This is a genomic window from Brevibacterium linens ATCC 9172, from assembly GCF_900169165.1.
Taxonomy (GTDB): domain Bacteria; phylum Actinomycetota; class Actinomycetes; order Actinomycetales; family Brevibacteriaceae; genus Brevibacterium; species Brevibacterium linens.
Window position 1 is genome coordinate 17550 of record NZ_FXYY01000030.1, and the last position, 13735, is coordinate 31284.

Here is a 13735-nt window from a genome sequence, read left to right on the forward strand (position 1 = left end):
GTAGACATGTCCACGAAATCCACGGCCGCCCGGCTCGCCGCCGCCCAGGTCAAGGCCGAAGCGCTGACCGAGGCGCTGCCTTGGATCAAGACCTTCGCCGGCGCCACGATCGTCATCAAATACGGCGGCAACGCCATGGTCTCCCCGGAGCTGCAGCAGTCCTTCGCCGATGACATCGCGTTCCTCCGCTTCGCCGGCATCCGCCCCGTCGTCGTCCACGGCGGTGGCCCCCAGATATCGGCGATGCTCAAACGTTTGGGCATCGAATCCGAGTTCAAGGCCGGGCAGCGCGTGACCACCGAGGAAGCCGCCGAGGTCATCCGCATGGTGCTGTCCGGCCAGGTCAACCGCGACATCGTGTCCCGGATCAACCAGAACGGTGACGCCGCGATCGGACTGTCCGGTGAAGACGCCGACCTCCTGCTCGCGAACAAAACCACCGCCGAGGTGGACGGCGAAGTCATCGACCTCGGCCGGGTGGGCGAAATCGCCCAGGTCAACACCACCGTGCTCACCGAACTCCTCGACGCCGGCAGGGTGCCCGTCATCTGCTCCATCGCCTCCGAGATCGGGGGAGAGGCAGGAAAGCCGCTGAACATCAATGCGGACCTGGCCGCCTCGGCGGTGGCAAAGGCACTCAAGGCACACAAACTCATCATGCTCACCGATGTGCCCGGCCTCTACGCGAACTGGCCGGACACGTCCTCGCTCATCTCCCGCATCGACCCGGACAAGCTGCGCGAACTCCTGCCGTCGCTCGATTCGGGGATGATCCCGAAGATGACCGCCGCGCTCGAAGCGATCGAGCACGGGGTCAAGCAGGCCCACATCATCGACGGCCGGATGGCGCATTCCCTCCTCCTCGAGGTCTTCACCTCGGAGGGCATCGGCACCATGGTCGAGGACACCATCGTCGAACCCGCACCGCTGGGCGACGGCCACAAAGGAACACAGGAGGACGACAATGAGTGAAGCCACGCATCAGCAAGCCCCAACGGATCAGGCGCAGACGTGGCGTGATGACTTCTCCCGTGTGCTGTCCCCGGTGTTCGGCTCCCCGCAGCTCGACCTCGTCCGCGGCGAAGGCTCCTACGTGTGGGACGCGGCAGGCAAGAAGTACCTCGACCTGCTTGCCGGCATCGCCGTCAACGCTTTGGGCCACTGCCACCCGGCCTGGGTTAAGGCCATCACCGAGCAGGCCTCGACGCTCGGGCACATCTCGAACTTCTTCACCTCGCCGGCGCAGATCGGCCTGGCCGAGAAACTCCACGAGGTCCTCGACCTGCCGGCCGGGTCCGCCGTGTTCTTCTCGAACTCCGGCACCGAAGCCAACGAGGCGGCCTTCAAGATGGCCCGCCGCGCCGCCGGCGGGGGACGCCCCTTCATCATCGCCATCGAGGGTGCCTTCCACGGCCGCACCATGGGCGCCCTCGCCCTGACGGCGAAGGAAGCCTACCGCGAACCCTTCGCCCCCGGTGTCCCCGGAGTCGTCCACGTTCCCTACGGTGACGTCGAGGCACTGGAGGCAGCGATCAACGAGAACACGGCCGCCGTGTTCATCGAACCCGTTCAGGGAGAGGTCGGGGTGCGCACGCATCCGGCCGGCTACCTCACTGCGGTGCGGGAACTGACGACGAAGGTCGGGGCGCTCATGATCCTGGACGAGGTGCAGTCGGGCATCGGCCGCACCGGCTCGTGGTTCGCTCACCAGGATCCCGAGATCGGTGAGGGCATCACCCCGGACATCATCACCTCGGCGAAGGGGCTCGGCGGTGGAATGCCGATCGGCGCGACCATCACCGTCGGGGACGCGAATACTGGTCTGCTCGAAGCCGGGCAGCACGGCACGACCTTCGGCGGCAACCCGATCGCCTGCGCAGCCGGACTCGCCGTGCTCGAGACCATCGAGAAGGACAACCTGCTCGACCACGTGTCAGAGGTGAGTGACTGGCTCAAGGCTCAGCTGGCCGAGGTAGACGGAATCGGCGAGATCACCGGCAAGGGACTGCTGCTCGGGCTCGAACTGACAGGCGGTGCGTCAGGTGACAGCGCAACAGGAGCGGCCGACGCTCAGGTCCCGGACTCGAAGGCCGTGGCTGCTCGCGCGCTTGAGGCCGGATTCATCATCAACCCCGTCGCACCGGGACGCGTCCGCCTCGCCCCGCCGCTGACCATCACCACCGACGAGCTCACCCCGTTCATCGAGGCCCTGCCCGGCCTCATCACCGGCTGAGCCCCATCCAGACTTTCGAAGGACACGTTATGACACGCCACTTCCTCAAGGACACGGACCTCAGTCCGGCAGAGCAGGCCGGGGTCCTCGACCTCGCCGTCGAACTCAAGGCCGCCCCGTACTCGCGGACCCCGCTGGCCGGCCCGCAGACCGCCGCGGTCATCTTCGACAAGACCTCGACGCGCACCCGGGTCTCGTTCGCCGCCGGCATCGCCGCGCTCGGCGGGCAGCCGCTCATCATCAACCCCGGTGAGGCGCAACTCGGACACAAGGAATCGATCGCCGACACCGCGCAGGTGATGTCCCGGATGGTCTCGGCGATCATCTGGCGCACCTACGCCCAGGCCGGCCTCGAAGAGATGGCCGAGCATTCCTCCGTGCCCGTCATCAACTCACTGTCCGATGACTTCCACCCCTGCCAGATCCTCGCCGACCTGCTCACCATCCGCGAACACCGTGGAGACGTTGCCGGACAGACGATGACGTACTTCGGCGACGGGGCGAACAATATGGCGAACTCCTACGCCCTCGGCGGAGTCAATGCCGGAATGCACGTGCGCATCGCAGCACCGGCCGATTATCAGCCGGCCGCGGAGATCGTTGCCGAGGCCGAGGCACTCGCCGCGCAGACCGGGGGATCGCTCACCGTCACTGACGACCCCGTTGCCGCCGCCACCGGCGCCGACGTCCTCGTCACTGACACCTGGGTGTCCATGGGCCAGGAGGCCGCCGGGCGCGACGACGCGGCCTCACCGTTCACGAAGTTCCAGGTCAACCAGGAACTCGTGAACTTAAGCAACGACGCGGTCTTCCTCCACTGTCTGCCCGCCTACCGCGGCAAAGAGGTCACGGCCGAGGTCATCGACGGCCCCGCCTCGGTGGTCTTCATTGAGGCCGAGAACCGCCTCCACGCGCAGAAGGCACTCATGACCTTCCTCCTGGAGCGATGATGGCCGAGAATAACAGCGCACCGCTGACGAAGACCGCCCGACAGCAGAAGATCATCGATCTCATCACCCGCCAATCCGTGCGGTCCCAGATCGAACTCGCCGAGGCGCTCGCGACGCAGGGCATCACCGTCACCCAGGCGACCCTGTCGCGCGACCTCGCCGAGGTGGGGGCCGTGAAGATCCGGTCCACCGCGGGATCCGTGTACGCCGTTCCCGGTGAGGGTGGGGACCGTTCCCTGCAGCAGTCGACGGGGGAGAGCCTTGACGCGAAGCTGCCGCGGATTCTTGAAGAGCTGCTCGTCTCTGCAGTGTCACAGGACAATACGGTTGTGCTGCGCACCCCACCGGGAGCCGCACAGTATCTGGCGTCGGCGATCGACCGGTCGTCGATGGTCGGGATCTTCGGCACCCTCGCCGGCGACGACACCGTGCTCGTCATCGCCGATGCCGCGGTCGGGGGAGCGGCCCTGGCCGAGACCTTCCTCGAATACGCGGCCGGTGGGCTGGCCGAGGGGTGAGCCTCTGTCGGTGGGCCTTGAAACTGGGCGGGTCGCCTCGGCAGGAATCCACGGGACGGACGGCCGCCTCGGCGAGGGAAAACTGGAACAATGACAACTGAGTTTCATCATTTCAATGAACGGGCCGGCGCATCCGTGCTGGTGGGAAAGGACGATCTGTGAGCGAACGACTGAGCCTGTGGGGCGGACGATTCTCCGACGGTCCGGCCGATGCGCTGGCCGCGCTGAGCAAGTCCACGGACTTCGACTGGCGCCTGGCGAAGTACGACATCGCGGGATCTAAGGCCCACGCGAAGGTCCTCCACCATGCGGGACTGCTCACCGATGACGAGCTGTCGGGAATGCATTCGGCACTCGACGAGCTGCAGCGTCGGGTGGAAGCGGGCGAATACGTCGCCGCCGAGTCCGATGAGGACGTGCACTCGTCGCTCGAGCGCGGGCTCATCGAGATCGCCGGACCCGAACTCGGAGGGAAGCTGCGCGCCGGACGGTCCCGGAATGACCAGATCGCGACGATGGGGCGGATGTACCTGCGTGACCATGCCCGTGAGGTCGCCGGTCTCGTGCTCGACACCGTCGAGGTGCTCATCGCTCAGGCCGAAGAGCACCCCGAGGCGCCGATGCCCGGACGCACCCACCTCCAACACGCTCAGCCGGTGCTGCTGGCTCACCATCTGCTCGCTCACGCGTGGCCGCTGCTGCGCGACGTCGCCCGCTTCGTCGATTTCGATGCTCGCGCCGGTGTCTCTGCCTATGGTTCGGGTGCTCTGGCCGGGTCGTCGCTCGGCCTTGATCCGCAGGCGGTGGCCGCGGACCTCGGGTTCAATGATTCGGTGGAGAACTCCATCGACGGCACCGCCTCACGTGATGTCTTCGCCGAGTACCTGTTCATCACGACGATGATCGGCATCGACCTCTCCCGTCTGTCCGAGGAGGTCATCGCGTGGGCGACGAAGGAGTTCTCGTTCGTCACCCTCCACGATGCGTACTCGACGGGGTCGTCGATCATGCCGCAGAAGAAGAACCCGGACGTCGCTGAGCTCACCCGCGGCAAGTCAGGTCGCCTCATCGGTGACCTCACCGGTCTGCTGTCGACGCTCAAGGCGCTGCCGTTGGCGTACAACCGGGATCTGCAGGAGGACAAGGAGCCGGTCTTCGATGCCACGGATACTCTCGAGCTGCTGCTGCCGGCGTTCACTGGAATGGTCGCGACCCTGAAGTTCGACACCGAGCGGATGGCGTACCTGGCTCCGCGCGGATTCGCGCTGGCCACGGACATCGCCGAATGGCTCGTCCGTGAGGGTGTGCCCTTCCGCGTGGCTCATGAGCTCTCGGGAGCGTGCGTGCAGCTGGCGGAGTCGCGGGATGTCGAACTGTGGGACCTGAGCGATGAGGACTTCGCGGGGATCTCACCGCACCTGACGCCGGCCGTTCGTGAAGTGCTCACGACTCTCGGGTCGATCGACTCGCGCAACGCCAAGGGCGGCACGGCCCGTTCGGCCGTCGAGGCACAGATCGCCAACGCGAAGGCCGAGGTCGCTCGTCTGCGGGAGTTCGCGGAGTCTGCTCGGAGCGTGTGAGTGGAATCTCCGGGTGTCACCGCAGTTGAGACCCGGAGACCCCCATCTTTCGTCGGAGAGGTGTAGGCAGCTGTTGCTCTTGCACCGACAGTCGCCGTCGCGTCCCGGTCGCACTGGCTCGAACAAGGACCTGAACGATACGACCTGCTTCAGCTCTTGAGGTCGAAGTCCGTATCCGCGTATTCGCTGCCCTCAACGGAGGGCTCGCCGCTGAAGGGGTGGAGCTGATCCTCGCGCGCCCGGAGTTCTACGCGACGGATCTTGCCGGAGATCGTCTTCGGCAGCTCCGCGAACTCCAGACGGCGGATGCGCTTGTACGGGGCCAGGTGCTCGCGGCAGTATGCGAGGATCGAACGCGCGGTCTCGGAGTCGGCCGTGAACTTCTCAGACACGACGACATAGGCCTTCGGCACCGCGAGGCGCACCGGGTCCGGCGACGGCACGACAGCTGCTTCGGCGACGGCTTCGTGTTCGATGAGCACGCTCTCGAGCTCGAACGGGGAGAGCCGGTAGTCGCTGGCCTTGAACACATCGTCGGCGCGGCCGACGTAGGTGATGTAGCCGTCCTCGTCGCGCTGGGCCACGTCACCGGTGTGGTAGACGCCGCCCTTGAACGCCTCGGCGGTCTTCTCCTCGTTGCTCCAGTACCCGCTGGTCAGACCGATCGGGCGGGGATCGAGGCGGAGGCAGATCTCACCCTCGTCACCTTCCTCACCCGTGCTGGGATCGATGAGGACGACATCGAAGCCGGGCAGTGCCTTGCCCATGGAGCCGTACTTGAGCGGCTGGTCAGGTGAGTTGCCGATCTGCAGGGTCGTCTCCGTCTGGCCGAAGCCGTCACGGATGAGCACACCCCAGTCGCTCTTGACCCGGTCGATGACCTCGGGGTTGAGCGGTTCGCCGGCACCCAGAGCTTTCTGCGGTGGCGTCTTGAGGTGACCGAGGTCGGCCTGGATGAGCATCCGCCACACGGTCGGCGGGGCGCAGAAGCTCGTGACGCCGACCCGATCCATGGTCTCCATGAGCGCGTTCGCGTCGAAGCGCGAGTAGTTGTAGAGGAACACGCAGGCCTCGGCGATCCACGGGGTGAAGATGTTCGACCAGGCGTGCTTGGCCCATCCGGGAGAGGCGACATTGAGGTGGACGTCTCCGGGGGTCAGACCCATCCAGTGCATCGTCGACAGGTGTCCGACGGGGTAGGAGACGTGCGAGTGGGCGACCATCTTCGCCTTCGACGTCGTGCCCGAGGTGAAGTAGAGGAGCAGCAGGTCATCGGCCCGAGACCGGCCCTGCGGGTCGAACGACGTGCTCTCCTCGGCGGCCTCGGAGTACGTGTAGTGCTGCTGACGAGTGGCGTCGGCACCGACGACGATGCGCACGACGTCGGACTCGACGTCATCGAACTTCTGGGCATCAGCGGCACCGGCGACGACGAATTCGGCCCGACCCCGTTCGACGCGGTCGGCCAGATCGATGGGACCGAGCTGGGTGGTCGCCGGCAGCAGCACCGCGCCGAGCTTGATGCCGGCGAGCATCGTCTCCCACAGTTCGACCTGGTTGTTGAGCATGACCATGACATGGTCGCCCCGCTTGACTCCGGCGCGGCGGAGGTAGTTGGCGACCTGATTCGACCGGGCCGAGAGCTCGGCGTAGCTCCACTTGCCCTCGGACCCGTCCTGCTCGACGATCCACAGGGCCGGGTCGTCATTGTTCTCGGCGACCTTGTCGAACCAGTCGAGGGCGAAGTTGAAGTGGGTGAAGCGCGGCCATTCGAACGTCGAACGGGCCGCTTCATAGTCGGTGCGAAGCTCGATCAGCTGGTCTCGGGCTGCCCGGAACTCCTCGGTCACTGTCATGGCTCTCTCCTCATCTCAAGTCTCGTCCTGCTCAGACGACTCCTACATCGTGTTTTGACGGGAAGACGAGGCGAGCGGCCGCAGTCGCCGCTCGCCTCTTCATTGTGCGGATGTGTCAGATCGCCATGGTCACTGACTTCACCTGAGTGTAGAGTTCAATGCTTTCCGCTCCGAGCTCTCGCCCCCAACCCGACTGGTGGTACCCGCCGAAGGGCAGTGCGCTGTCCAAGGCGTGGAAAGTATTGACCCACACGGATCCGGCATTGAGCCGGTTCGCGACTCGGTGAGCTCTGCTGAGGTCCTTCGTCCAGAGACCTGCGGCCAGACCATAATGGCTGCGGTTCGCAGCGTCGATGACCTCTGAATCATCGGAGAAGGGAATCGACACTGCCACAGGTCCGAAGATCTCTTCCTGCACGATTGACATGTCTTCAGTTGTGTCGGTGAAGACCGTGGGCTCGACGAAATAGCCCGAGTCACCGTGGCGGTTGCCACCGACGAGGGCGACTGCCCCCGCCTCCTTTCCGGCCTCGAGGTAGCCCACCACGCGATCCAGCTGCTCCTGAGAGACCAGTGGCGTGATGTCGGACGCAGGATCATTGCCGGGTCCGACGGTGAGCGCACGAACCTGGTCGGCCAGAGCATTGTTGAAATCATCGTAGATGGACTCGTGGACAAACACGCGAGTGCCCGCTTCACACGCCTGACCGGAATTCAGTGTGAAGCCTTGGAGTACACCGGCAACAGCACTGTCGATGTCTGCGTCTTCGAACACGATGTTCGGTGATTTTCCGCCGAGTTCGAGGGACACCTTCTTGAGGTTGCCCGAAGATGCGGCGACGATCTTCTTGCCGACTTCCGTGGACCCGGTGAATGCCACTTTATCGACACCGGGGTGCTCGGAGATCGCTGCTCCGATGTCTCCGTATCCAGTGACGATATTGACAACGCCGGCGGGAACTCCTGCGTCAACAAGAACCTGCCCGAGAAGCAGAGCAGTCGTTGGAGTCTGCTCGGCGGGCTTGAGCACAACAGTATTGCCGGTCGCCAGGGCAGGAGCGATCTTCCACGCCGCCATCAGAAGCGGGAAGTTCCAAGGGATGATCTGCCCGCAGACTCCAACAGGTTCATGTCGGGTGAATGAGTGGAACTCGGCTTCTTCCGGTGCGAGCAGCATCGACGGGTTGTTGACCGAACCCTGGATCTTCGACGGCCAACCGGCGTAATAGCGGAAGCAGTCTGCAGAGGCCCTGACATCGAAAGCGGCAGCGATGCCAACCGGCTTTCCGTTGTCGAGTGATTCAAGCTCTGCGAATTCGTGAGCGAGCTCACTGATCCGTTCGGAGATTCTCCACAGCAGTTCTTCGCGCTTGTTCGGGCGCCAGCGTGTCCAGTTCGACGTGTCGAACGCCCGGCGTGCGGCATCGACCGCCCGATCGATGTCATCGTTGTTTCCTCGGGGAACCTTCGCGATGACGTCACCGGTCGCAGGATTAAAGATGTCGAAGGTCTCGCCGGACGATGCATCGGTCCAGAGACCATCGATGAGTATCTTCTGCGGGCGTGCGAGGAATTCCTGCAATTCGGAAGACGAAGATGTGGATTGAGTGATCGAAGTCATTGTCGATTCCTTTCGACCGATCAGCAGTGATCGGTCTGACGTTTATGTGAAGCTATCGCGCTGGGTCGGTCTGTGTCTCAGAACGAAGTGATGACAGACCGGATGACTTCACCCTTCAACAGCTGCTCGTAGCCTTCATTGATCTCATTGATGGAGATCTCCTGGGTGACGAGATGGTCGAGTTCGAACCGACCTTGGACATAGAGGTCAGCATAGAGCGCGATATCGCGTTTGACGTTCGACGAACCCATAAGGACTGCGTGCAGACGCTTCTGCGCGAAGAGATCGCCCAGTGAGGAATCGAACGGGGTCGTCGAGCCGGGAGGAGCGATACCGATGAGGTACGCTGTGCCGCCGGGCCTCGTCATATCCTGCACCTGACGCTGAGTGACGTCCAACCCGATGGCTTCGAAGGCGTGATCGACTCCGCCAGTCAGTTCCTGTACTGCTTCCACGGGGTCGGTAGAAGCAGAGTTGATCACGTCGGTGGCGCCGAACTTCTTCGCTGCCTCGAGCTTGCTGTCGAGGATGTCGATGGCGATCACGTTCTTGGCTCCGCAGAGGCGCGCGCCGCTGATTGCGTTGAGTCCGATGCCGCCGGTTCCGATGACAGCCACAGTTTCCCCGGGGCGGACGTGAGCGGTGTTGATGGCAGCTCCCGCTCCCGTCACGACGGAACAGCCGAGCAGCGCTGCCTGAGGGAACGGAATCTCATCATTCACCACAGCCAACTGGTTCTCGTGGACAAGCACCTGCTCTGCGAACCCGCCGACACTGACGGATTGGGCGATTTCGGTGCCGTCGGAGAAGGAGACACGCGGCTTCTCACCCTCCTTGCGCGCCACAGCCGAGGGATTGGAGCACAAAGTGGTCCGACCTGAGAGACATTCTGCGCACGCGCCGCAGTAAGTGATGAGGCACGCGACCACTCGGTCTCCGACGCTCATACTTGTGACACCGGGACCGACCGATTTGACGACTCCCGAGATCTCGTGACCACCGACTGCTGGAAGCGGCATCCCAAAATCATGGTCGATCAGATGGAGGTCTGAGTGGCACAGACCGCTGGCCTTGACATCGACGAGGACCTCACGGCCGACGGGGTCATCGATCACAACATCGTGTAGTGAGAACTTTTCGCCGATAGCTGTCGCCAGTGATGCTTTCATCAGTTCTGTCCTTTCAAACGTTTGTGCGGAACCGAATCTTGGCTCCTGCTACTAAGCTATGGTGTGAGTCACATGAGCAAGTGTGCAGTTATGAAACACTGCGCATGGATGTTCGCATGGTGATCACCGCTTGTTGTCCGCATCCGATGAGTGCGGTAGCTTCGAAGCAATCCACAGACGGTGCAGTCTCTTCTTCGACGGAGGTCAAGTTCAGTGATGTCGCAACGGAGCGAGCTGATTCACTATGGCTGGAAACGGTCCGAGCTCTCAGGTGTCACACGGTCGGCACGCCCTGAACCGGCAGCGGCCTCGTCGACGGAGCTCGGCAGTTCACTTCTCAGGGCCAGCGATGCCGCATTCGCCGCAGTGGCAGACGATCTTGCAGGACTCGATCTCACCTTGCTTCTTGCAGATCGAACAGGACGCCTGATCCAGGCTGTCGGCGATACGGCGAGTCGGACCAGGATCGAAGCGCAACGTCGCGGTCTCATCGTCGGAGCCGACCTTAGTGAGGACAAAGTAGGGCTCAACGGCATTGGAACCGCGTTGGAGATCGGTCGCGGAATCACGATTGACGGGAACGAACACTTTATCGAGGCCTTCCGCGACTTCTCGTGTTTCGGAGTACCCATTGTCCACGGAGGAAGCAAAAGACTCGAAGGCGTGCTCAACGTAACGGCGCCGACAGCTGCCACCGGTTGTCTCCTGGAAGGATTCGGCCGGACGCTCGTCCGTCAGATAGAGGCGCAGCTGATGGCCAACACCTACTACGACGAATACCGACTCTTGGAAGGCTTCATCCGTACTTCCCGTGGCTCATCCGTAGCAGTCTGCGCATTGGGCGAGGGAACGATGATGAGCAATGACAGAGCAGAGGAGATTCTCGAAATCGTGGATCTGACAGAGCTGCGGATGACTGTGCGCAGAGCCGCCGAATCCGCAGCCTTGCGCACCACCATGGATGTCGGCCACGGCAGGGAACTCGATATCGACATCCATAGTGTCGGGCCCCGGCAGACGATTCTCACCCTTCATCCGTCCTGGCGCGAACGACGGTCGGTTGCGCGAGGTGCCCCGCGTTCCGACAACTCGGGGTATCTGTGGAATTCCCGATTGGATCACGTCAAAGGCCGAAGTGGCACAATCGCCGTCGTCGGGGACACCGGGACGGGCCGGACATCGGCCGCGACAGAGATCATGCGAGGCTGTTCTCCGATCCGAATCGAAGCGATCGATCTGCTCGAGGGGGGCTGTGAGGGTCTGATCGATGTTTTCAGAACCTTGTCTCAGGGATCCTCCGGCGCTCTGATCCTCGACGACATTGAGGTGCTCTCAGAACAGCAGCTTCGAGTGCTACGTCGGCTGGTCGGATCTTTCGATGGAAGAACACTGGTTCTCACCTCGACTCCGGCGGTCGAGAACCAACAGCCGCTCGCGTCAGTCCTGTCCGGCGCCGATCATATCGTCACGCTGCCGCCGTTGCGCGAGAGAACTGCCGAGTTCGGTGCACTTGTCCAAGGCGTGGCCAAACAGGTCAATGATGGGCGGGAGGTCGTCTTCTCGCCCCCGTGCCTCCAAGCGCTCTCTCGCGGGAATTGGCCCGGAAACCTCGCCCAGTTGAAGAAGGTGCTGACTCGGGTTCTCATCGATCGCACGGGAAGCACCATCGGAGTGTCCGATCTTCCTTCCGAACTCAGGGCCAAGGACGGTGCTGCGACCACAGCAATGGAAAAAGCAGAACAGGCAGCCATCCTCGAGGCACTGGCCTCCTCCGACGGCAATAAACACCAAGCGGCTAAGGCGCTGGGGATCAGCCGGACTACGCTCTATCGGCGCCTCCGCGAATTCCGGATCGCTGTCTGACAACAACGTCGAAGGGTTAGTCGAAAGTCGCAGGCCTATCTGGGTTTCCCACATCAGCTGCCAGCTCAAATATGGGCCAACCCGGTCAATGCCCATGGTGCTCGATGGGCGATGTTGCCCTGTCGGAAGACGCCCGCTGCTGATCTGACCAGAGGCGCTTCGAATGTGCGACGTGCACACCGTATTATTGAACTCGAGCCGACGTCGGATCGGCACACACACGCAGGAATCGCCGTGTTCGTCTTGACACGAATCGCGATTCTGACTCGAAAGGACCGAAGTGACCGACATCTTCAGCGAACTCAAGGCCCGCGGGCTCGTCGCAGTTTCCACAGACGAGACCGCCCTGCAGAAAGCCCTGGCCGAGGAGTCGCTGACCTATTATGTCGGTTTCGATCCGACGGCCCCGAGCCTGCACATGGGCAACCTTGTCCAGCTGCTGACCGCCGCCCGCCTCCAGCAGGCCGGACACAACCCGCTGGCCCTCGTCGGCGGCGCCACCGGTCTCATCGGCGATCCCCGCATGTCGGGGGAACGGACGCTCAACCCACGTGAGGTCGTCGAAGAATGGGTGGCGAAGATCCGCGCCCAGGTCGAGAAGTTCCTCGACTTCGACGGTCCCCACGCCGCGCAGATCGTCAACAACCTCGACTGGACTTCGCAGCTGTCGGCCATCGACTTCCTCCGTGACATCGGCAAGCACTTCCCGGTCAACCGGATGCTCGCGAAGGAATCCGTCTCCGCGCGCCTCAACAGCGAAGCCGGCATCTCCTTCACCGAGTTCTCGTACCAGATCCTCCAGGGCAACGACTACCTCGAACTCAACCGCCGCTACGGCTGCTCCCTGCAGACCGGCGGCTCCGACCAGTGGGGCAACCTCACCTCGGGCGTCGACCTCATCCGCCGCGTCGAGCAGAAGTCCGTTCACGCCCTGGCCACCCCGCTGATCACGAAGGCCGACGGAACGAAGTTCGGCAAGACCGAATCCGGCACCGTGTGGCTCGACTCGTCGCTGACCAGCCCGTACGCCTTCAGTCAGTTCTGGCTCAACGCCGACGACCGCGACGTGGTGAAGTACCTCAAGGTGTTCTCGCTGCGCCCGCTCGACGAGATCGACGCCATCGAAGCCGAGTTCACTGCTGCCCCGCATACCCGTGTAGCGCAGAAGGCCCTCGCCGAGGATGTCACCACCTTGGTCCACGGACGCCAGGCTTACGAACAGGCCATCGCCGCGGCCTCCGCCCTCTTCGGCGGGGGAGAGCTCACCGGCCTTGATTCGTCGACGCTGGGTGCGGCAACTTCCGAGCTGCCGCGGGGTGAGGTGTCGACGACCCAGCTGGCCGAAGGCCTGCCGGTTGCTGATGCGTTCGTCGCTGCCGGCATCGTCAAGTCCAAGGGTGAGGCTCGCCGTGCCATCAAGGACGGGGGAGCTTACGTCAACAACGTCAAGGTCGCCGACCAGGAACAGACCCTGTCTTCCGATGATGTGCTCTCGACAGAAACTGGAGGAGTCGTCCTCCTGCGCCGAGGCAAGAAGACCCTCGGTGCTGTCGACATCGTCGGCTGAGCAACCTCCGTCATTGATAATGCCGTGTCCTCCGCACCCGGAGGGCGCGGCATTGTCGTATTCACGACAGTTGGGACCGTTCGACAACGGAAAACCTTGTCATCGACGAATACAAGAGGCCGCATTGTAGAGGCGGCTTCAGCGGCAGCCTTGCCGCCAACGGAACGCGGTCAATCAGCGTGCGCTCCGGCAGCCGGCGGTCAACCGGACTGGCGATGTGGGGCCATCACCATGGAAAAGCATGCGGTCATCTAGTGTCCTGCGCCGGTAGTTCGTTGCATTAGTCGTGAGAGAGATTCCAGTATCTCTTCCGCGGTTTTCGTCCACACGAATGGTTGCGGGTCCTCGTTCCACGCCTTAACCCACTCGCGAAGGTCT

At 63.2% G+C, this 13735-nt stretch carries 10 protein-coding genes; 7 read left to right on the forward strand and 3 right to left on the reverse strand.

Annotated features, from left to right (window positions below; translation table 11 throughout):
* Positions 1-6: 6 nt before the first annotated feature.
* From argB to argH, 5 genes are all read left to right on the forward strand, one after another.
* Positions 7-972 (forward strand): acetylglutamate kinase, encoded by a 966-nt coding sequence (argB, locus tag BLIN9172_RS15805; RefSeq protein WP_170286855.1) that lies wholly within the window; start codon positions 7-9, stop codon positions 970-972.
* A complete protein-coding gene (locus tag BLIN9172_RS15810; protein ID WP_101555906.1) occupies positions 965-2233 on the forward strand; it encodes an acetylornithine transaminase in 1269 nt (422 codons plus the stop codon). The genes argB and BLIN9172_RS15810 overlap by 8 nt, the downstream gene beginning before the upstream one ends.
* Before the next feature lie 29 nt (positions 2234-2262).
* The gene (gene argF, locus BLIN9172_RS15815; protein WP_101555907.1) at positions 2263-3183 is read left to right on the forward strand and encodes an ornithine carbamoyltransferase; all 921 of its coding nucleotides are present in this window, start codon (positions 2263-2265) and stop codon (positions 3181-3183) included.
* Positions 3183-3701, forward strand: a complete 519-nt coding sequence (locus BLIN9172_RS15820) for an arginine repressor (protein WP_101555908.1) — start codon at positions 3183-3185, stop codon at positions 3699-3701. The genes argF and BLIN9172_RS15820 overlap by 1 nt, the downstream gene beginning before the upstream one ends.
* Before the next feature lie 158 nt (positions 3702-3859).
* Positions 3860-5281, forward strand: coding sequence for an argininosuccinate lyase (gene argH / locus BLIN9172_RS15825; RefSeq protein WP_101555909.1), 1422 nt, complete (start codon positions 3860-3862; stop codon positions 5279-5281).
* A 149-nt stretch (positions 5282-5430) separates the two neighbouring features.
* Here the strand turns inward: argH and BLIN9172_RS15830 are convergent, their stop codons facing one another.
* From BLIN9172_RS15830 to BLIN9172_RS15840, 3 genes are all read right to left on the reverse strand, one after another.
* The gene (locus BLIN9172_RS15830) at positions 5431-7137 is read right to left on the reverse strand and encodes an AMP-binding protein (RefSeq protein ID WP_101555910.1); all 1707 of its coding nucleotides are present in this window, start codon (positions 7135-7137) and stop codon (positions 5431-5433) included.
* A gap of 115 nt (positions 7138-7252) precedes the next feature.
* Positions 7253-8758: an aldehyde dehydrogenase family protein gene (locus tag BLIN9172_RS15835; RefSeq protein WP_101555911.1), complete on the reverse strand. Its 1506-nt coding sequence runs from the start codon at positions 8756-8758 to the stop codon at positions 7253-7255.
* A gap of 77 nt (positions 8759-8835) precedes the next feature.
* Positions 8836-9927 carry a zinc-binding dehydrogenase gene (locus tag BLIN9172_RS15840; RefSeq protein WP_101555912.1) on the reverse strand — a complete coding sequence of 364 codons (1092 nt, stop codon included), beginning with the start codon at positions 9925-9927 and terminating at the stop codon, positions 8836-8838.
* Between the two features lie 216 nt (positions 9928-10143).
* Here BLIN9172_RS15840 and BLIN9172_RS15845 point away from each other — a divergent pair, with 216 nt between their 5' ends.
* Positions 10144-11790 (forward strand): sigma-54-dependent Fis family transcriptional regulator, encoded by a 1647-nt coding sequence (locus BLIN9172_RS15845; RefSeq protein ID WP_101555913.1) that lies wholly within the window; start codon positions 10144-10146, stop codon positions 11788-11790.
* A 280-nt stretch (positions 11791-12070) separates the two neighbouring features.
* Positions 12071-13357: a tyrosine--tRNA ligase gene (gene tyrS / locus BLIN9172_RS15850; protein ID WP_101555914.1), complete on the forward strand. Its 1287-nt coding sequence runs from the start codon at positions 12071-12073 to the stop codon at positions 13355-13357.
* Positions 13358-13735 lie beyond the last annotated feature (378 nt).